Source organism: Microcystis sp. LE19-8.1F (genome assembly GCF_027531715.1).
GTDB lineage: Bacteria > Cyanobacteriota > Cyanobacteriia > Cyanobacteriales > Microcystaceae > Microcystis > Microcystis wesenbergii_A.
In genome coordinates this window covers 1-20,985 of the sequence record NZ_JAPZSO010000174.1, presented here as the reverse complement: position 1 = coordinate 20,985, position 20,985 = coordinate 1, and the positions used below count along the sequence as shown (strand labels likewise).

General features: G+C 41.2%; 18 protein-coding genes. 13 read left to right on the top strand and 5 right to left on the bottom strand.

Annotated features, from left to right (window positions below):
- Position 1: 1 nt before the first annotated feature.
- Positions 2-1,000 carry an MraY family glycosyltransferase gene (locus tag O9334_RS16815; RefSeq protein ID WP_045356178.1) on the bottom strand — a complete coding sequence of 333 codons (999 nt, stop codon included), beginning with the start codon at positions 998-1,000 and terminating at the stop codon, positions 2-4.
- A 157-nt stretch (positions 1,001-1,157) separates the two neighbouring features.
- Positions 1,158-3,455 (bottom strand): RelA/SpoT family protein, encoded by a 2,298-nt coding sequence (locus tag O9334_RS16810; protein WP_045356180.1) that lies wholly within the window; start codon positions 3,453-3,455, stop codon positions 1,158-1,160.
- Positions 3,456-3,682: 227 nt separating this feature from the next.
- Between O9334_RS16810 and patD the strand changes: the two genes are divergently transcribed.
- The 8 genes from patD to O9334_RS16770 all read left to right on the top strand — a co-directional run bounded on the left by patD (position 3,683) and on the right by O9334_RS16770 (position 11,734).
- A complete protein-coding gene (gene patD / locus O9334_RS16805) occupies positions 3,683-4,039 on the top strand; it encodes a heterocyst frequency control protein PatD (RefSeq protein ID WP_045356182.1) in 357 nt (118 codons plus the stop codon).
- 294 nt (positions 4,040-4,333) lie between these two features.
- Entirely contained in the window at positions 4,334-5,959 is a 1,626-nt protein-coding gene (locus tag O9334_RS16800) for a dipeptide ABC transporter ATP-binding protein (protein WP_288001339.1), read from the top strand.
- A gap of 55 nt (positions 5,960-6,014) precedes the next feature.
- Positions 6,015-6,260 (top strand): hypothetical protein, encoded by a 246-nt coding sequence (locus O9334_RS16795; RefSeq protein ID WP_045356187.1) that lies wholly within the window; start codon positions 6,015-6,017, stop codon positions 6,258-6,260.
- Positions 6,254-8,389: a glycosyltransferase gene (locus O9334_RS16790; RefSeq protein WP_288001336.1), complete on the top strand. Its 2,136-nt coding sequence runs from the start codon at positions 6,254-6,256 to the stop codon at positions 8,387-8,389. The genes O9334_RS16795 and O9334_RS16790 overlap by 7 nt, the downstream gene beginning before the upstream one ends.
- Positions 8,390-8,729: 340 nt before the next feature.
- Positions 8,730-8,864 (top strand): type 1 glutamine amidotransferase family protein, encoded by a 135-nt coding sequence (locus O9334_RS16785; RefSeq protein WP_274518313.1) that lies wholly within the window; start codon positions 8,730-8,732, stop codon positions 8,862-8,864.
- A gap of 122 nt (positions 8,865-8,986) precedes the next feature.
- Positions 8,987-9,766 carry a hypothetical protein gene (locus O9334_RS16780; RefSeq protein WP_045356192.1) on the top strand — a complete coding sequence of 260 codons (780 nt, stop codon included), beginning with the start codon at positions 8,987-8,989 and terminating at the stop codon, positions 9,764-9,766.
- Between the two features lie 406 nt (positions 9,767-10,172).
- Positions 10,173-11,138, top strand: coding sequence for a M48 family metallopeptidase (locus tag O9334_RS16775; protein ID WP_288001333.1), 966 nt, complete (start codon positions 10,173-10,175; stop codon positions 11,136-11,138).
- 329 nt (positions 11,139-11,467) lie between these two features.
- Positions 11,468-11,734, top strand: coding sequence for a DUF6761 family protein (locus tag O9334_RS16770; protein ID WP_002739044.1), 267 nt, complete (start codon positions 11,468-11,470; stop codon positions 11,732-11,734).
- A 146-nt stretch (positions 11,735-11,880) separates the two neighbouring features.
- Here O9334_RS16770 and dacB read toward each other — a convergent pair whose 3' ends face one another.
- Positions 11,881-12,768, bottom strand: a complete 888-nt coding sequence (dacB, locus tag O9334_RS16765) for a D-alanyl-D-alanine carboxypeptidase/D-alanyl-D-alanine endopeptidase (protein ID WP_288001328.1) — start codon at positions 12,766-12,768, stop codon at positions 11,881-11,883.
- 81 nt (positions 12,769-12,849) lie between these two features.
- The gene (locus tag O9334_RS16760; protein WP_159247994.1) at positions 12,850-13,017 is read right to left on the bottom strand and encodes a hypothetical protein; all 168 of its coding nucleotides are present in this window, start codon (positions 13,015-13,017) and stop codon (positions 12,850-12,852) included.
- Positions 13,018-13,043: 26 nt separating this feature from the next.
- On the opposite strand from O9334_RS16760, the gene O9334_RS16755 reads away from it, so the two are divergent.
- Positions 13,044-14,024, top strand: coding sequence for an ABC transporter ATP-binding protein (locus tag O9334_RS16755; RefSeq protein WP_288001323.1), 981 nt, complete (start codon positions 13,044-13,046; stop codon positions 14,022-14,024).
- A 174-nt stretch (positions 14,025-14,198) separates the two neighbouring features.
- Here the strand turns inward: O9334_RS16755 and O9334_RS16750 are convergent, their stop codons facing one another.
- Positions 14,199-14,852, bottom strand: a complete 654-nt coding sequence (locus O9334_RS16750) for a Uma2 family endonuclease (RefSeq protein ID WP_288001320.1) — start codon at positions 14,850-14,852, stop codon at positions 14,199-14,201.
- Positions 14,853-15,031: 179 nt separating this feature from the next.
- Between O9334_RS16750 and O9334_RS16745 the strand changes: the two genes are divergently transcribed.
- From O9334_RS16745 to trxB, 4 genes are all read left to right on the top strand, one after another.
- Positions 15,032-17,023: a DUF262 domain-containing protein gene (locus O9334_RS16745; protein WP_288001317.1), complete on the top strand. Its 1,992-nt coding sequence runs from the start codon at positions 15,032-15,034 to the stop codon at positions 17,021-17,023.
- 131 nt (positions 17,024-17,154) lie between these two features.
- Positions 17,155-18,348: a lipase family protein gene (locus O9334_RS16740; RefSeq protein ID WP_288001315.1), complete on the top strand. Its 1,194-nt coding sequence runs from the start codon at positions 17,155-17,157 to the stop codon at positions 18,346-18,348.
- A 42-nt stretch (positions 18,349-18,390) separates the two neighbouring features.
- Entirely contained in the window at positions 18,391-19,161 is a 771-nt protein-coding gene (locus O9334_RS16735) for an HAD family hydrolase (RefSeq protein WP_288001312.1), read from the top strand.
- Positions 19,162-19,373: 212 nt separating this feature from the next.
- A complete protein-coding gene (trxB, locus tag O9334_RS16730) occupies positions 19,374-20,732 on the top strand; it encodes a thioredoxin-disulfide reductase (RefSeq protein ID WP_045356205.1) in 1,359 nt (452 codons plus the stop codon).
- The last annotated feature ends 253 nt before the right edge of the window (positions 20,733-20,985 follow it).

The following is a 20,985-nucleotide window of genomic DNA, read 5'->3' as shown; positions in this document are numbered from 1 at the left end:
TTTATTCTTTTCTTGTCACTGATAAATTATGCTCGCTAACTCTCCTGTTCAGATAAATTTCTCCGAGAACAATTAATCCTAGAATCAGAGGTAAACTCAGCCATGATACTAGGATTCCTAAGTAGTTAACACTAATAGCAATCAGGAGAGTTACCCCCATATAAATAATTGCTACTTGTGGATGAGACAAGCCAGATTTTTGTAATCTTTGATAAAGGTGACTGCGGTGAGCTTGGAAGATATTTTCCTTTCTTAATAATCGACAAATCAGGGTATAAATAGCATCACCAATCAGAGGTAAAGTGATAGTTAAAGCTGACCAAGCTTGACTTTGATTCCCCTGGTTATTAAGTAAAACCATAGCGACAATTGCCCCTAGACTGGTGCTACCCACATCACCCATAAAAATTTTCGCTGGCGACCAATTCCAGAGGAGAAAACCGCCTAAAGCTGCCACTAAAAGCCATAAAATTGGTTGCTGAAAATAGAGAGCGAGAAATCCTAATTGTACCGCCGTACAGCCAGCCACCAAGCCATCGAGACCATCCATAAAATTATAAAAGTTAATGATCGCGGTCAGGCCGATAATTGTGAGAATAAAAGCCAAAATTTTGCCGCCAAAACCCAAATCTAATAGCCACGATTGGGGAAAAGCGCCGAAAAAAGTGACCGCAACACTAGCGGAGGATAACTGCACTAAATAGCGAATACTAGAGGGAATACCGCGACGATCATCGAGAAGGCCGATAATAATTAAAGGAGTCAGGGACAACCACAGGGGAATAAGAGGTAGGGAAGGAGGAAGGAGAAAATAACTGAGGCCGCTGGTCAGAGCAAAAGCGACGACAAAACCGAGTCCACCCCCCCTAGGTGTGGGTTGACTATGGCTGCTACGCTCATTGGGAATATCTAACAATTGTTGACTAAAACGTTGTTTAATCAGGGCAACCACCAGAAAACTAATCAGAAAACTGATGACTGAGAGTAGGGATAATAACATAGGGATTTTCGCACTCAGATTAATTATCGATCCTACGCTGTTCGGTGACAAAAAGTGCCGATATTGCCATCGTGGTTTTAGTCAGTGTCAGCATCCCACTTCCAAAGCTAAGGCGCTTCGGGTTTTGGGGAATATGATCAGCAATTTTAGGTTTAACCTACTCTCGATCGCTTTTTACCTGACTGGTGCGACGAACGTTTAAAACATCGCTCATCAGCTTAATTTGACTAACACAGCGTTCAAATTGTTGCAGGTCTTTTACTTCAATTTTCAGGGAAATTAAAGCGGGTTTGCCGAAATTAGTCTTAACTCCAGCATTGCGAACATTAATATTTTGGTCACTTAAACGAGAGAGAATATCTTTTAAAACCCCGACGCGATCGATCACTTCAATCTGAATATTTACCGGATAAGTTGGATAACGTCCCTGGTCATCTACGGGGTTCCAACTAACAGGAATTAAGCGTTCAGCTTCGGCTTTTTCCACATTCGAGCAGCCCTGACGGTGAATAACAATACCTTCCCCCGCATGGGCAACTATACCGGTAATATTTTCCCCGGGTAAAGGACAACAACAACCGGCTAAACGATAGACTAATCCCTCCACACCGGCGATCGGTGATTTACTAACGGGTAAAGCCCTTTGAACGGGAGAAGGTGGTAGAATCAATTGGGAATCAGTCAAGACATCGGGCGGATTTTTGACCGTTAAAATTTCCTGTTGATTTTTAACCGCTTCTTGCAGACGATTAACCACATTTTTTAGGGTAACTTCGCCGTAACCTAAGGCCGCCAATAAATCATCTACTGCCACATAATTGCACTGTTTAGCCACGGATTGCATTCGTTCCGATTTCAGCAGGGCATCGAAGCCAGTTTTACCCAATTCTTTCTCTAATAAATCACGACCACGGCTAATATTTTCTTCTCGTCGCGATTTTTTGTACCATTGCCGGATGCGATTTCTGGCGCTAGGAGTAACGACAAAATTTAACCAATCTAAACTAGGGTGACTATGCTTGCTGGTGAGAATTTCCACCAGATCACCATTTTGCAAGGGAGCATCAAGAACTGACCATTTACCATTAATTCTTGCCCCTTTCATCTGATTACCTACTTCGCTATGAATATGATAGGCAAAATCTACCGGTGTCGCACCTTGGGCAAGGGCCACCACATCACCTTTGGGGGTGAAAACATAGATATCTTCTTCAAAGAAATTATTTTTCAGGCCATCCATGTATTCTTGACCATCTTTAAGGTCTTTTTGCCAGTCGAGCAGATTACGCAGCCAAGCGAATTTTTCATCCGCAGCGGTTAAAGTTGTTTGACTAGAACCGGTTTCTTTATACTTCCAATGGGCTGCAATCCCGTATTCAGCAACATGGTGCATTTCTAGGGTGCGAATCTGCACTTCTAGGGGGCGGGCATTTAAACCAACAACGGTAGTATGGAGGGATTGATAACGGTTAGCTTTTGGTAAACCGATATAGTCTTTAAAACGGTTAGGAATCGGGGTAAATTGGTCGTGAACTATGGCTAAACAACGATAACATTCCTCTTTGGTTTCGACGATAATGCGGACGGCGGCTATATCATAAATCTGCTCGAATTCTTTGCCTTGATTGTGCATTTTATGATAGATGCCGTAGAGATGTTTGGGGCGACCTTGCAAATCAAGAACTTTTATGCCAATTTCTTGCAATTTTTCCCGCAATGTGTTAGTGACAGTTTCGATGCGGGCCTCTCGATCGATGCGTTTTTCCGATACCAATAACTGCACGGCGCGATAAGCATCGGGTTCGAGGTATTTAAAGCATAAATCTTCTAATTCCCATTTAAATCGCCCAATCCCTAAACGGTTAGCCAGGGGAGCAAAGATTTCTCTAGTTTCGAGGGCGATGCGTTGCTGCTGTTGCGGGGTGAGGTGTTCGAGGGTTTGCATATTGTGCAGGCGATCGGCTAATTTGACCACGATGACGCGGATATCTTGAGCCATCGCCAGGAACATTCGGCGAAAATTCTCCGCTTGCCGTTCAGTTTTGCTAGAAAAGTTGAATTTGGAGAGTTTTGTCACCGCTTCCACCAAATTACGCACCTCAACACCGAATCTAGCCTCGATTTCTTCGGGGGTGACTTCCGTATCTTCCACCACATCGTGAAGGAATCCCGCCGCGATCATTGCCCCATCACCCCCCAGATCCCGCAGTAATCCCGCTACAGCTATGGGATGGGCGATATAGGGTTCCCCAGATTTGCGATACTGCCCCTCGTGGAGTTTGTGGGCGAAATTAAAGGCCCGACAGATTAAATCGCTATCGGGATTCTGGGGGTCGTTTTCGTAGGTAATTAGGCATTCTTTCAGCCAATCGGGTAAAACTAACGCTTTTTTCGGTTCCGTGGCCCGGGGAAGGGCGGTGAGGGTTTCTGGTTGGATGGCAGTGATGGCGTTCATGGTTAGATCGGGGGGATAATAGGGGGGGGGAGGAGACGGATAACTAGAAAACTATTAGGCCGAAGGGATGCCAGATTACTTAACTCTCTAACACTGGCATCGGATCGATCGGCGAAAAGGACGCGATTCTTTTAAGTTTTTGTCTCTGGTCGGGAGGAGAGAGGACTTGCAACCGTGACGGCAAATCGTTAATCTTATGTAACAAATTCTAACGCGCTTTGTATTGGATGCTACCGACAAATTACCGTCAAGCCTACGAATCTTTGTTAAGAAAACTGGAGGATTTCAGTCTTGCCCTTCTGGATGGGGACGCTTCCACGGGGTTACAATCTTTTCAAGCTTTACAAACCTGTCTAGAAGGGGAGATATTGTCACTAAATGATGACAATTTCAGCCCAGAGGTGGCTAATCGTTGGCGCACTGTCCAGACGGAACTATATCGATCCTGGCGATTGCTGGAGACGGATTGGTTATTTTTGGCCTCGGCCCGGCAAGGACGGGAGAAGCGTTTACAGATAATTAGCGAGCGAGTGGCGACTTTAAAGGGGTATTGTCGGGTTTTGTTAGGGGAAGTTGTCGATTAGTAATTAGGGCTTGCTGAATAAATCTAAAAACCTTGTTGGGTAAGACTTTTAGACTTTTTGTCAATCAAAAAGTACCAGATATGAGAGTGATCGGGGGTAAAATTCAGGGACTTTTTCCCTAAAAATTAGGTAATTGACCCCCTGAAAATGGGTAAAACCCTACACCCCACACCCCACACCCCACACCCTGCCCCCACGAAAAACTTTTTCGGCAAACCCTAATTAAATGCTCGATCGCCGTTTGTGTGGCATACTTGACCCTAAGTCCTAACTTTTATCGTTACCGCTCGCGTCATGTTGGAAATTAAAGACCTAAAAATTGCCTACCCGACCGAATTAAGTTCTCCCTCTTGGGCGATCGATGGGGTATCTTTGAGTATAGGCCAAGGGGAAACTCTGGGATTAGTGGGTGAATCCGGTTGTGGAAAATCGACCATCGGTAAGGCTATTTTAAGGTTATTACCCAATCGCACTCACGTGGAAGGTGAGATTACCTTTGAAGGGCGATCGCTTTTATCTTTATCTAGCAAACAGTTAGAAAAGTTTCGCGGGGAAGCGGTGGGATTAGTCTTTCAAGATCCGATGACGCGACTGGATCCCCTAATGACTATTGGCGATCATTGTGTGGAAACTTTGCAAGCTCATCGAGGGAATTTAACCTATCGTCAAGCTAAAAGTGAAGCTTGTACTGTCCTAGAAAAAGTGAAAATTCCCGCTAATCGGTGGTCCCAATATCCTCACGAATTTAGCGGGGGAATGCGGCAAAGAGTGGCCATTGCTTTAGCTTTATTATTAAACCCTAAGTTAATTATTGCCGATGAACCCACCACCAGTTTAGATGTGACAGTTTCGGCGGAAATTCTGCGGGAATTAAAGCGTTTATGTAGCGAGAAACAGATGGGATTATTGTTAATTTCCCATGATTTAGCGCTGGTGGGAGAATATTGCGATCGATTAGCGGTGATGAAGGGGGGCAAAATTGTCGAATCGGGAGCGGTAAAAACAGTTTTTAATACACCTCAACACCCCTACACTCGTTCTCTTTTGGCCGCCGCTTTACACCTACAGTTACGGGAGGAAAAATCAACGGCAATTCAAGGCAAAGAAACGGTGTTAAAGGTGGATAATTTAAAACATTATTATACCCTAGAAGATAACTTTTTAGATAGTTTTTTCAAGAAAAAAAAGAAATTTATTAAAGCGGTGGATGAAGTCAATTTTGAACTGTATCGAGGGGAAATTTTCGGTTTAGTTGGGGAGTCGGGGTGTGGGAAAAGTACCCTATCGAGAACCCTATTACAGTTAATTAAACCCACTGGGGGAAAAGTGGAATTTTTAGGAGAAGATTTAACAACTTTGTCGGGGGAAAAAATGCGTCCAAAACGGCGCTTAATGCAGATGATTTTTCAGGATCCCCTCGCTTGTCTCAATCCTTTAATGACGGTGGGAGAAAGTATCGCCGATCCGCTTTTGATCCATCAAAAAATTAGTCTAGAAACGGCTAAAGAACAGGTTTTAGAAATGTTAGATCGAGTCGGTTTGACACCAGTAGAGGAGTTTTATCGACGCTATCCTAGGGAGTTATCGGGGGGACAACAGCAAAGGGTAGCCATTGCTCGCGCTTTAATTACCCATCCAGAATTAGTTATTTGTGATGAACCGGTTAGTATGCTCGATGCTAGTGTCCAGACACAGGTTTTAGAGTTAATGTTAGAGTTACAAAAGTTATTTAATCTCACTTATTTATTTATAACTCATGATCTTTGGTTAGCGAGATTCCTCTGCGATCGAATTGCGGTGATGACTGCGGGTAAAATTGTTGAAATGGGTGACACTGAACAGATTTTTAGCCATCCCCAACACCCCTACACCCAAAAATTAATCGCCGCAGCCCCGAGAATTTATCCCGACAGCAACTAAAATCGCTCTAGGGGTTTATAATTGTTATTGTCTAGATATGGTTAGGAAAAACAAAATGCCCAGACAACTTCAGATAACTCTCCCTGAAGATACCATGCAACTTCTCGATCGATGGTTAGCGAGTAGTGATGATCCTGAAAAAGAATATAATAATTTAATCAATGAAGCGATTAAATTATATATTATGAAACAACCGAGAAACTACCTCAAGCAACAATTAAAGGAAGGAGCTATTATTAGAGCAGAAAGAGATTTAAATTTAGCACAAAATTGGGTTTCTCTAGAGGAGTATTTATGGTAATAATGATTATTTTCAAACTTAAAAAACTGCTGAAAAAATTTGTCTTTAGTCTCCAAGAGGAAGGATGGAAACCAGCACTCAAAAAGACGAAACGAAAAATTATTAAAATTCTCACAGGAAAGAGTTCCTCTGAATTTGAAGAACAGGTGATCGAAAGGGCTAAATTAGCTGAACCGCGACCCCTAGAAATTGCCAGTAGTGATGATCCTTTAGTCTCGATTATTATTCCTGTTTATAACCAATTTGCCTACACCTTTAACTGTCTGGAATCCTTGAGTGTTAACCTAAGTTCTGATTTAGCCTATGAAATAATCATTGTTAATGATGCTTCCAGCGATGAAACTTTAGAACAATTAGCAACTTTAGTTAAAGGAATTAAAGTATTAACCAATACAGAAAACTCTGGTTTTATCCGTTCCTGTAATTATGGGGCTAGTAAAGCAAAAGGTCAATACCTATATTTTCTCAATAACGACACTAGAATTCTGGAAAATTGTCTAGAAAGTTTAGTGAAATTAATCGTCAATAATCCCCGAGTTGGTGCGGTGGGTTCTAAGTTAATTTATGCTAATAGTAAACAACAAGAAGCGGGGGGAATTATCTGGAATTCTGCCGATGGTTGGAATTATGGACGCTTAGATAGTTCCGAGGAACCGGAATATAATTATGTGCGTCCCGTGGACTATTGTTCGGGGGCCAGTTTATTAGTTCCTACGGATTTATTTAAGCAATTAGGTGGTTTTTGTCAAGACTTTATCCCCGCATATTACGAAGATACAGACTTATGTTTTGCCATCCGAGAATTGGGTTATCAAGTCCTCTATCAACCCCAATCTAACGTCATTCACTACGAGGGAATTACCTCGGGAACAGACCTTTCCAGTGGGACAAAACAATATCAAATTATTAATCAAACTAAGTTTCGAGAAAAATGGTCAAAGGTATTAACTAAACACCTAGATAACGATGCTAATAATGTACCCAAAGCTGCCCGACGTTTACAAGGAAAACCGACAATTTTAGTCATCGATTCCTATGTGCCACTATACGATCGAGAATCTGGCTGTGTGCGTTTATTAAATATTCTTAAGCTACTGCTCAATTTAGGCTATTCAGTGATTTTCTTTCCCGATAATGGCTATCCTGAACAACCCTATACTTCCGTCCTGCAACAGCTGGGAATTGAAGTTATTTATGGCACACCGCAAAAATATAATCTAGAAGAAAAATTAATCAAATATTTACCCCTGATAGATGGAGTTTGGTTGTGTCGGCCTGAATTGTGCGATAAGTATATGGATTTAATTCGCTTAAAAACAAAAGTACCAATTATTTATGATACAATTGACCTGCATTTTCTGCGTTTAAAACGTCAAAAAGACTATCTCGATCCCAGTTACCAAAATACTAGCTGGAGTTGGCAAACCTATCAGAAATTAGAGTTAAACTATGCTAACCAAGCGGAAGCAACCGTGGTAGTAACGGAAGATGAAAAGCAGGTTTTATCCTCTTTAGGAGTGAAAAATGTTTGGGTAATCCCCAATATTCATGAAGAAATTTCTCTGTCAGAAAAAGTTGCCTTTGACCAGCGATCGGGTTTAGTATTTATTGGTAGCTACAATCACCCTCCTAATATTGATGCCGTTAAGTGGTTATGTTTAGAAATTATGCCCTTAGTTTGGGCATCCCGTCCCGATATTACCGTTAATTTATTGGGAAGTAACCTCAAGGATGAAGTGAAGGAATTAGCCAGTGATAAAGTGATTGTTACTGGTTATGTTCCCGAAGTAGAACCCCATTTCCAAAAGAGTCGCATTTTTGTTGCCCCCCTGCGATTTGGTGCGGGAATGAAGGGTAAAATAGGTCAAAGTCTTTCCCTAGGATTACCGACTATTACCACAAAAATTGGTGCCGAAGGTATGGGATTAATTGACCACCAAGATGTTTTAATTGCCGATACTGACGAGGAATTTGCCCGAGGGGTGATCGAACTCTATGACAATAGGGAATTGTGGCAAAAACTCGCTGATAATTCCCTAGAAACTATTAAGAGATACCAACCCGCTACCGTGCAAACTAACCTACAAGCTTTGTTATCGAATCTAGGAATTGTTGCTAAGGATAGTTAACAAGAAAAAAGCTCATTTCTCCCACAGGTCTATTCTATGTCACCGCAACCAAATAAACTCTAGAATCCGCAATTTTGCAGAATTAAAAACCTATTGAGAAAGTCGGCGTTGCTGATTTGATAAACGCCAACTTTCTCTAGAAGGAATTCCTGACTATAATGCGCTCGTTTGCCTCGAAAAACTTGCAAAGAAAAGTTAAAGTTTTGCTCACTTTTGTACTTTATATGCTACCTAAAAACTATAGGTAATCAGGCAAAAAAATCCTCATGCTGGTGGGCGATTTCGTCGAAGATTACGAAGTAATGGTTCCCTTTCAAGCTTTACAAATGGTTGGTCATCGGTGCGTACTGCCGTCCACGATTTTGAAGGATATCAAACCTATGGCGAAAAAATCGGTCATAATTGCACCCTTAACGCCACTTTTGACGAAATTAACTCCGAAAACTACGATGCCCTCCTTATTTGTCCGAAGTAGTACCTTGTAGTTTTGCTGCCAACTAAAAACTAGAGATTTTTTCAACGCAATTTTATCGACTGATTGACGAATTTTCTAAGATAAGCTAGACTGAACCCAGACAAAAATTCAGACAGTGATTAATGAATAGTTATTGTTTTTGCGGTTTAGCTCTCGGCAAAAAGTATCGTTCCTGTGCAGTCAACGTAGCGCGGGATCTGGAAAAATACCATCCCGGTATTCAATATCTGATATTGACTGATGAGCCAAGGGATTTTCAAGATTTAAGTAACGTAATTGCCATTAAACATATTCAGGATAGTATCATGTTTCCCTATAATGACAGGCGTTTTGCTATTGAGAAAGCCTTAGAACGCTATGACATGACTATTCAAATTGATACGGATATTCGATTAATAAAATCCTTAGTGTTTCCTGAACAATTTAATAATCTTGACGGAGTTTTCGGCACAATCAAGAATCTAAAAGCTCATCTAACTCGTTATCAACCCGAAAATATTCCTTATTATGAGAAAGTGGCGCAGAAGTTGGATATAGATTTTGAAAACGCTCCCTATGTTGGGGAATTTATCTTTGCTGTCGGAAAAAATCGGAAAAAAGAACAAGAATTCATTTACTATTGGGGAATAATTGCCAAATATTTAGAAATACACCGCCTTCACGGTGCAGATGGTCCAGTAATGGGGTTAGCTGCGGCGAAAGCAGGTTTACCTACCTATCCTAGCGAATGGTCTGACATAATCGAGCATGAATTTGTCGAACATCTTAAGTTTTCCTCTGGTAAAAACAGAATTCAAAAAAGCGACTGGGAAAAGTTAAAGTTTCGTGTGGCCTATCATTATCGCTTAAATAAGCAGAGAATATTAGCCTTAAAAGATTTTAACTTTTATTATACTGATTAATGGGACAGTATAAACTTGATAAATTGATAAACTAGGCCTATGATTTTCAATTTTTAGATCAGCTTGTTTATCCGTAGCAGTTATCTTAATGGTGAAGCACAAAGTTTTCCTTTTGAGGAGTCGGTCGTCAACATCAAATTAGGTTACACTTTATCTTTAAGATAACCGCTGTATCAAGCATTTGTATAGGATCAATTTAGGACAAATTTTGACTTTTTTATTCTATAAACCTCTTGCATAATTAATTTTTGAGGTTTCAAAAACGGCACAAATAAGGATTAAATGGCATAAAATCTCTAAATAGACCATTTAATTGCTTATTATTCATTCTTAATTCTCCTGACTACTGACTACTGACTCCTAACCCTAACAACAATTTTTGATTTTTACAAGAGGTTTTATTAATATGCCAACTTATCCTGATATCTCCAGTCAAGCTTTTAAACATCCCCTAGATCAGCAAGCTGAACAGGCCTTAAGATCGGTTCCAGGGTTTGACTTATTAGCGAAAAGTTTTTCCGAATATCTCTATGAACGTCCCCAGCAAATTTTATTAATGGGCAATGATCTAAAAGTCGGCCCGCGTCAATACGCCACTTTATACGGTATCTATCGCCAATGTCTGCGGGATTTAGATATGTCCCCAGAACCGAATCTTTATGTCAGTCAAAACCCTTCAGCGAATGCCTATTCTTTGGGTTCTGAACATCCCTACATTGTCTTTAATACTGCTCTTTTAGACCTCTTAGATGAAGAAGAAATTCGGGTAATTCTTGCCCACGAATTAGGACATTTAAAATGCGATCATAGTATTTTAATTCAACTTTCTTTTTGGGTGATGGGGGCGGCTAATTTCCTTGGGGACATCACTTTAGGACTAGGAAAAGCCATTACTACCGGTCTAGTTTATGCCTTTTATGAATGGCGCAGAAAAGCCGAATTATCCGCAGACAGAGCCGCTTTATTAGTTACCGATGATTTAAATTTAGTCCTGAGAACTTTAATGAAATGTGCAGGAGGAAGTCAAAAATACCTGCATGAATGCAACTTAGAAGAATTTATTCGCCAAGGGGAGGCCTACCGACAATTAGACCAAGATAACTTAAACCAGATTTATAAATTTATCATTTATAATGGCGGTAATGGTTCCTTTTTAACCCATCCTTTTTCCGTAGAAAGAGTGCATTATCTACAGGAATGGTTTAACTCGGAATCCTATCGTCAAATTCGCCGGGGAAACTATGCCAAAACAGGGGTTAAAAGCTCAATTAATGTTGATGCTAATGATAGGGAAAGCGAAAGATTGCAGCGACAAATAGCAGAACTACAAGCAGAAATTGAACGGGCAAAAAGACAAAGAAACTATGAATAATCTATACGAAGGCAGGAGACAGGAGACAGGATTCAGGAGACAGGATTCAGGAGACAGGATTCAGGAGATTGCCTTTATTTATTCTCCCTTCTCCCCACACCCTACACCCCACACCCCACACCCTACACCCTACACCCTACACCCTACACCCTACACCCCACACCCCACACCCCACACCCCACACCCTTTACTGATCACTGAAAATTCTCTTGTCTGTGTTTTGCCGATTTGGTGAGTACAATAGAGGTATCGGGGACCGAGAATGGCAATTCTCCCTACGATGATCCATAAACACTTACCCCCACTCTCTCTTTTTTGTTCTACTGCCCATGCTCCAAGATACCCAATCCATTCGTTACTATCAAAGACTAACCGATGACATGGTGGATCTTTGGCACCGTGGCTCCCGTTTTGATGAGATCCGGCTATATGTAGAAGGCTATTTAGCCTGTTTACGCGATTCTAGTTCCATAGAACCCTATCTAATTCATCGTCTCGAAGAAGAAATATTTCGCTTCTTGCGAGATCCTTCCAATTTTGAATATCTCTCCCCCCAAACCCAAACCCAAACTGAAGCAGATTATGGCTATTATTAACCCCAGTTCGGGTTAAGGGAATTTGGCCATCAGTTCCGGAAAAAGAATCGGATTGACTGGCTAGAATAGCCTCAGGATTAGACCTCCTGCACACAGCAGAATTCAGGAGTTAGGAGTCGGGAGACAGGGCGATTTTTACAAGCGGTCTACTGAGCTTGACAGGAACGAGATTCGGTCATCTGTAGAACAATAGTATCGATCGCTTTCACCAGGGCCTGTCCGGAAACCCGTTGATTATTAACGATAATGCTAAATAACATCGGTCCTTGGTTGGGGTTTTCTAGATAACCCGATAGGGCCCGCACACCGGTAAGAGTGCCGGTTTTAGCGTAAACTGTGCCAGTGGCGGCCGTCTGACGCATCCGGTTTCTCAGGGTGCCACTAATTCCCGCCACAGGTAAGGAAGCATAGAAAGTATCGCGATTAGGAGAATAATACATCACCCGCAAAATTTCCACGATCGAGCGGGGAGTAGCGGTATTACGGCGGGATAATCCCGAACCATCGGCTAAACGAAAACCACTGGGATTGATGCCCAATTGTGCCAAGATGGCAGTAACATTTTTAGCACCGCCGATAAAGCGAAAAAGAGTGTCAGCGTAGAAATTATTACTTCTCTGATTAGTGATATTAACCCAATCGCGCAGGGATTTTTTCTGAATTGTCGTTTCCGGGTTCATCACCTGTAAAGCGGCAGCCGTGGTAAATAACTTTGTATTAGAAGCGGGGATAAAATAGCGATCAGCGTTATGACTATAAATAACTGTTTGGCGATCTATAGATTCGATTAATATACCCCACTGATTGGGTGCTTGACCGATAACTTTATCTATATTTGCCCCAATCAATTGAGTACAGGTATTATCGATGTTATTGTTTTCTGGCGGGGGAACGTATAATTCTATGGATTCGTTCGACGAGGAAGGAGCGGGATAAACGGAGAGATTAACTTGAGCGATGCTAGGGTAGGCCAAAGCGATAGTGGCTACACTGGCCACTGTCAGGGAATTGAGGCAGTTGAGGAGTTGTTTCATGCTGTGTTTGTGTAAGAGTCTGGTTTCCGTAAGCGTTCGCCCTATTGTACCAGTTGCCGCTCAAGTGTCAACGTTACCTTTCTAACAGATTTTAGCGGCTAATTCACACCAATGCCAGAGAAGAAAGCTTGTCATAGCCCGGAACTGCACTGATACCGCTTGACTGGTGGGAATTTTTCTGGGTTCCAAAATCGTGCTATTTTGATACTGTTGACATTGCTGATGACAATTTGGGGATAATAGAAGCAAAGTCTAGGAAAAGGGATGTAAAACCCATGTATTCTGTCTCAGATGACTCCAAAACAATGACGAATACCAGCCGTCAAACTGTTCTAGAGACGTTAAACTTACAAAAAACTTATCGGACGGGATTCTGGTTAAATAAAAAAATCGAATCCTTGAAAAACTGTACTTTAATTGTCCATGAGGGCGAAACCTTTGGATTATTAGGCCCGAACGGAGCCGGCAAAACCACGCTCTTAAAAACCCTTTTGGGGATTGTCCGACCCACTTCCGGACGGGCCTTGATTCTCGGTCAACCAATTGGCGATCGCTCGGTCAGGCAACGCATCGGCTATCTTCCCGAAAATGCCTACTACTACGACTATCTCACCGGCTGGGAATTCCTACAATTAATCGGCGGCATTTTTAAGATTCCCTCTTCTGTGCAGAAAAAACGCATTCCTGAATTATTGGATTTAGTGGGATTAGACCGCAAAACTGCCCAGAAAAAACAATTGCGTCAATATTCTAAGGGGATGATGCAACGGATCGGTATAGCTCAAGCATTAATCAATGATCCCGAATTAGTCTTTCTCGATGAACCGATGTCGGGACTGGACCCTATCGGTCGCTATCAGGTGCGAGAAATTATTCAATCCCTCAAACAACAGGGGAAAACTATCTTTTTTAACTCTCATATTCTCTCCGATGTGGAACAAATTTGCGATCGCATTGCCCTGTTAGCTCGGGGAGAATTACTCTGTGTTGGTTCCCTCGACCAAATTCTCGGTCGTGCTGATGTCTATCAGGTGATTGTTCAAGGTGGTAGGGAGGATCAACTACAGCAATGGATACTCGGTTTACATTGGCGCGATAATTTTTGGCACGGACAATTACAGGGAGAACCCGATGCTTTTCTGGCTGCCCTGTCTAGTATGGATGCTCGCTTGATTAGTCTTAATTTAGCTCGTGCTTCCCTAGAAGAATTTTTTATCGACCAATTACGTCAGCGCGGTATTACCTCTAGTCAATAGGCACTCCCAGAGCAAATCCGTTTTTAATAAGCTGTTAAGCATTTAAATTGCTTGTTGAGACGAGGCAAGAGGCAAGAGGCAAGAGGCAACAGTAAAGGGATTGGGGGAGATTCGGCTAATCTTAAGAATAAGTGCTTTAAATGCGTCTTAGCTTAGTAGCCCAGAAACATTCTCTCAGATTTGGTCAGGATTAATGCCCAATTCCCGCAGTTTCTTGGCTAATCTTTCCGCTCGTTGTTTTTCAGCCTCTGCTCGTTGTTTTTCCTCGTTATAGCTGGTGAAAGCTTGTCCATCGGGATAAAAAAGCAACATTTCTGGTTCCCCCAACTGAAAACGAATACCTAAACGGGGACTAACCCAATTATCGAGAGTTTCCAGAATTTCTAGCTGATTTTCGCCTCTTATCCAACCACTGGCATCGTTTTTATGGGGATCATAAAGATAATACTCCTCGACCCCATAACGGTCATAAAATAGCTGTTTTTTGGCCATTTCCGTGAGGGTGTTACCCGGAGAGAGGATTTCAAAAACCACCTGGGGACTAATGTTATTTTCTAGCCATTGTCGATAGGAACCTCTTTCCCCTTTTGGTCTCCCAAAAACCACCATGATATCCGGTGCTTGACGCAGTTTATTATCATTTTCCACGGGATACCAAAGTAAATCCCCCGCAACAAAGACATCAGACTGCTCGCGAAATAGCCAGTCTAAATTAGTTTTAATTGTTGTGATCCAACGAAATTGCAAGGTATTATCGGCCATAGGTTGACCATCGCTATCGGGGTAGATAATTTCAGTGACGTTAGTTTTATCTAGTTGTGAAACCATAAGACTAAGTTAAAAGGGAAAAATATAATTCTATAATAGCGGGCATTTGTATTATATAGCAATTCGTCGGCTGGGTTAGCAATGCGTAACCAACCGCCAGGATCCTAGACAGTGCCAAATTGCTGTGTTAGAGTGATAAATACTAGGAATAATCGGTCTATCTTCCTATACTAGCCCCTATGCAAGCATCGGTAGTTACTCTTCAAGAAATTATTCAAGGCAACACACAATATATAATTCCACTATTTCAGCGCACTTATAGTTGGAAAAAGAAAGATTGGGAAGATTTATGGGATGACATAAGCTATTTGTACGGTCAAGAAAACCCTCGTCCCCATTTTATGGGTTCGATAGTTAAAACTCAAGTTTCGCCTAACTCCGGCGTGGTCAATAAATATCTGCTAATTGATGGACAGCAACGTTTAACGACTATTTTTCTGCTCTTTGCTGCTTTGCGAGACGTAGCGAAAGACCAACAAGAACAGGATTTAAGCGCAGAAATTGACAAAACATTTCTTGTTAATCCCTTTAAAAAAGGTTCTGATTACTTTAAAATTCAACCTACTCAGTTAGACCTAGAATATTTTCAGTCTGTAATCCGTGGCAAAATCATCGACAAAGAAAATACCATATCCCAGTGTTATTTCTTTTTTAAAAGAAAGATTAATGAACAATCATATTCGTTAGCTAAACTAACAGAAGTTATCTGTAATCACTTATCTTTGGTCAATATAACTCTTGGTAATGACGACGATCCCTACCTAGTATTTGAAAGTTTGAATGCCACGGGGCAGCCTTTAACTGAGGCCGATTTAATTCGTAATCATTTATTTATGAACGTTCGTCAAGAGGAGCAACAGACACTATATGATAGATACTGGCTGCCGATGCAGGAAAAATTAGGAGATAATTTAACAGAATTTATCCGTCACTATTTGTCAAAAAGTGGGGCAGAAATTAGAAATAACGAAATTTATTCTGCCTTTAAAAATAAACTAGCTGATAATAATCCCGCTCTCTATATAGAGGACTTATATACATTTTCCATGTATTATGCCAAACTAATCACTCCCAAGCTGGAAAATAATTCTAGTATTCGTAAATATCTCGATTCTTTTCAGCGTCTAGAGGTCTCTACTATCTATCCATTTCTTTTAAATTGTTATGATGACTGGGGAAATAGCAAATTATCTGAAAAGGACTTTATAGAGGTTTTAAAAACCCTTGAAAACTTTCTTGTCCGTCGTTTTGTTTGTGGTATTCAGACTCGCGGACTTAATAAAACTTTTGCTTTACTATATTCCCAAGTTCAAAAAGATGCTGCTTTAAACTCTGAACCTTTTATTAAAAGATTAAAAATCTCTCTTCAAAAGAAAGACTACCCAAAAGATAATGATTTTAAAGAAAAGTTAATAACCATCAAACTATACGGAGGAAATCGCAGCGAAAAAGCGAAAATTATTCTCGGTGCGATCGAAGAATCTTTTGGTCATCGAGAAACTGTAGATTTAAGTGGTTCTCGCCTGACTATTGAACATATTATGCCGCAAAAACTAAATGATAAGTGGAGAGATTATTTGGGAACAGATGCAGATATTACCCATCAACTTCTTGTGCATACTTTAGGTAATTTAACCCTGACGGCTTATAATGGAGAACTGGCGGATAAAGATTTTTCTCACAAGAAAGAAGAACTCCATAAAAGCCATCTTGAAATTAATAAATACTTTGATAGTATTAACTCATGGCAAAAAGAAGATATCGAACAACGTGCTGAATATTTGGCCGACCGTGTTATAAAAATTTGGAGTTATTTTGGCGATGATTCGCTGCCGGTCAATGAAACTGCATCTGTCAAGGATACAAAACCCAAAAAACTAATTATTCGTGGTAAACAACAAACAGTAAAAACTTGGAAAGATGTACTAATTTTTACCTTGAATACTCTCTACGATCTAGACCCTGAAAAGTTTCAAGAGATTGTGCTAGAGTTTCCCCGCTTTTTATCGAAAGATGACACAAAATTTCGCCGACCTCAAAAACTTGAAAATAATGTTTTTATAGTAGAAACTAATTTTTCGGCCAAAGATATCCACTATTTTTGTGTAAAAGTAGTAGAAACTATGGGATTATCCTCAGAGGATTGGTCAGTCGAAAGAGAACCTAAATAATCACTCCACCATCTCTTGACAAATAGGATAACTTGTGGGTTACTATATCTCGCTCCATCCTGATATTTTTCTGAAGCTAGAAGGGTATATTAAGAGAGATTCCGATCAACGGTTATTGAGATAAATCTATTATGCTGATTTACTTTATTCATGGAGTGGCAACAAGAGATGCTAGTTATGCCAATAAATTAATCAAACTAATTGAAGAAGAATGTAAACGCAAAAATCTGGCGATTCCCTACTCTTATGCGGGATTTTGGGGAAATGTTCTCAAAGGAACCGAAAAGTTATGGCGAGATATTGAGCAAGAATTACAGACACAAAAACAGAAAAATAGTAATTTTAACCCCGAACAATCTTTTCGCTATCAAAATTTTAGAAAAGAGTATTTATCTTATTTTATCGGTGACGCATTTACCTATTTAGGCAGCGATCGAGGAAAACAAATTCGCCGCATTATTGCCGATCAATTAATCGATCTTGTTCAAGCTCACCCTAGGGAAAGCGAATTACATATAGTCGCCCATTCTTTGGGTACTGTAATCCTTTGGGATCTGTTATTTTCTGAGCGTTTTGACCCGAAGGATCCCGCTCATGAAATTCGTGATCTTATCGGTAAAGAGCGGGGCAAACTTTCCCTATCTAGTGTAACAACAATGGGTTCACCGATCCCATTTTTAAATCTAACTCTAGGCATTGATGCTAATCAAATTGAAAAATTTATTACCCAGCATCAAGGCCAGCGTTTGCTCTGGAATAATCTGATCAATTCCTCCGATATTATCGCTTATCCAATTCGTCCTCTTTTTGATTCTATAACCGATGTATCCAAGATTTTAATGAGCGATTATTATCTAGAAGCGACTGGCAATATTTTTGATTCTGTAGAAATTGCTGCCGTAGTATTGAATTCCCTTAATGCTCATACCTATTACCTAACATCAGATAAAGTGGCCAAAAATATCGTAGAGACAATTTATTTTGATCAGCACGATTATAATCATGGCAATAGTTACGGCAATAACACCTGTGTTGAGCTTGCCATAGAAAGAATAGCCAAAATATCTGGAGTGACTAAAGATGTGGTAAAAATGAAACCTTTAAAAGAAAAAATATTACTAGAAGGTAAATTTAAAGATGCCAGTGGTTATATTTATTTAAGCTCAGATTTATATCGTGTTCATCATGTTTATATACAGGACAATCATCAAAATATTGTATATGCTGTATATGTGGGTTGGATTCATGTAGAGGGATTGAAAAATTCTGTCACCGAAATCATCAGACAGCTATGTTATGTCAACGATGAAGCAAAGAATAGCTAATAGCTGCGCTATACTGCCATTATTGAGATTAAACCAGCATTTATGAGTCAATCCCCCCGTATTCTAGCACTCGATTTTGATGGTGTTCTTTGTGATGGCATGATCGAGTATTTTCAGATTAGCAAACGCACCTATGAAACCCTTTGGCCGGAAACAATTCCCGAGGATTTTTTCCCGAGGTTTTCGCAACTTCGTCCAGTTATCGAAACCGGTTGGGAAATGCCTTTACTGTTGCGATCGCTCGTTCTCGGTATTCCCGACGAGGAAGCTTTAAATAATTGGCCGTCAATTGCTCAAAATATACTAGAAAGGGAGAAAATAGCGAAAAAAGTTCTCTCAAATGCTCTCGATGGTCTTAGGGATCGATGGATTGAGTCGGATCTAGAGTCTTGGTTAACTTTACACCGATTTTATCAACCCGCGATCAATCGCCTCGCCTCTCTTTTAGACTCGGATTTTTTGGTTTATATCATCACTACCAAAGAAAGCCGTTTTGTCAAGCAATTGTTACAAAAAGTAGCAATTAATTTTCCGGCAGCGAGATTAATTGGCAAGGAAATTAAACAGCCGAAATACCTGACTATTCAGCAAATACTGGCTAATTTACCCGAATCTCCCGCTAATTTGTGGTTTGTCGAGGATCGTCTCGATGCGTTGGAATTAGTGGAGCAACAAGCAGATTTAAACGATGTGGGCTTATATTTAGCCGATTGGGGATATAATACCGCTCAAATGCGCCAAAAGGTCGCTCAAGATACCCGCATTAAGCTGTTATCCCTATCTCAATTTGCGGCAGACTTTACCCACTGGTAGAGTCGGTGACGAGGAATATGACACTGATAAGTAGTCGTGCAAAATAAATTTCCTAGTGAAGATAGGCAAGAGGCAATAGGCAAGAGGCAAAAGCTTTATCGAAATGTGTAATTAATTTTGCTTAGGTACTTAACTGATAACTGATAACTGATAACTGATAACTGATGCTGCTATACTAAAAAGCGTAGTCGTTATGAGTTGCATTTACGGTTATGACTGTCGAGAATTTAGTCATTATTGGTTCGGGACCGGCGGGATATACGGCGGCGATTTATGCGGCGCGTGCGAACTTAAAACCCTTGATGTTTGAGGGTTTCCAAGCGGGAGGCATTCCGGGGGGACAATTGATGACCACCACAGAAGTAGAAAATTTCCCCGGTTTTCCCGAAGGAATCACCGGTCCGAAGCTGATGGAAAGAATGAAGGAACAGGCCGAAAGATGGGGGACCCAATGCTATACCGAAGATGTTATCTCGGTGGATTTAAGTCAGCGTCCTTTTACCATTCGTTCCACAGACCGGGAAGTGAAGGCCAATAGTATTATTATCGCCACGGGAGCCACTGCCAAACGCTTAGGATTACCCAGCGAGGCCCAATTCTGGAGTAACGGCATTTCCGCTTGTGCTATCTGTGACGGTGCTACACCGATATTTAGAGAGGAAAACCTCGCTGTCATCGGTGGCGGTGACTCGGCGGCGGAAGAAGCCGTATATTTGACTAAATACGGCTCCCACGTCCATTTATTGATACGCGGGGAAGCGATGCGTGCCTCGAAAGCAATGCAGGACCGGGTGTTAAATAATCCGAAAGTTACCGTTCATTTTCACACCCAAGCACTGGATGTGTTCGGTACAGACAGTAAAATGGCAGGACTACGCATTAAAAACTCGCAAACGGGAGAAATCAGGGAATTAGCCGTTAGAGGGTTATTTTATGCCATCGGTCACACTCCCAATACTTCCCTATTCCAAGGACAACTAGAATTAGACGAGGTGGGTTATGTGAAAGTCAAACCGGGGACCGTTGCTACCAGCGTCGAGGGGGTTTTTGCCGCAGGAGACGTGCAGGACCACGAATACCGTCAGGCAATCACTGCCGCAGGTACGGGGTGTATGGCGGCGTTATTGGCAGAAAGATGGTTATCGGAGCATAATTTAATCCAAGAATACCGTCAATCAGCCACTTCTGAACATTACGAGACGAAAACCGTTAGCGAAACCCCGGCCGATACGGAGGAAACTTTTGATATTAACAAAACCCGTCACGTTGGGGGTTATGCTTTGCGGAAATTATTCCACGACGGCGATCGCTTGTTAATGGTAAAATATGTTTCTCCCACCTGTGGCCCCTGTAAAACCCTGAAACCGATTTTAGATAAAGTTGTCGATGAGTACGATGGCAAAATTTATTTTGTGGAAATTGACATCGAAGCTGACCCAGAAATTGCCAAAATGGGTCAAGTAACCGGGACTCCCACGGTACAATTCTTTAAGGATCGGGAATTAGTAAAAGAAATGCGCGGAGTCAAACAAAAAAGCGATTTTCGTCAAGTAATTGAGAGTTATCAATAATCAGTTATCAGTTATCAGTTATCAGATGTGAGTTTTCAGTGGACAGTATTAAATGGCAGTTTTCTGCTGTCTTTTCACTGTTTAAGTGGGTGGGTGGAATTAAATATAAGAGGAACGTAGGTTGGGCTTCGGCCGTGAGCTTTTGCGTTCGACAAAAGCTCACGCCGAGGTCCGAACGGTTGAAGCATGAAACCCAACGCCCGCATAGTTTACGCTACCGCTAACCCATCCTACAAATAATTGTGCCTCCCTA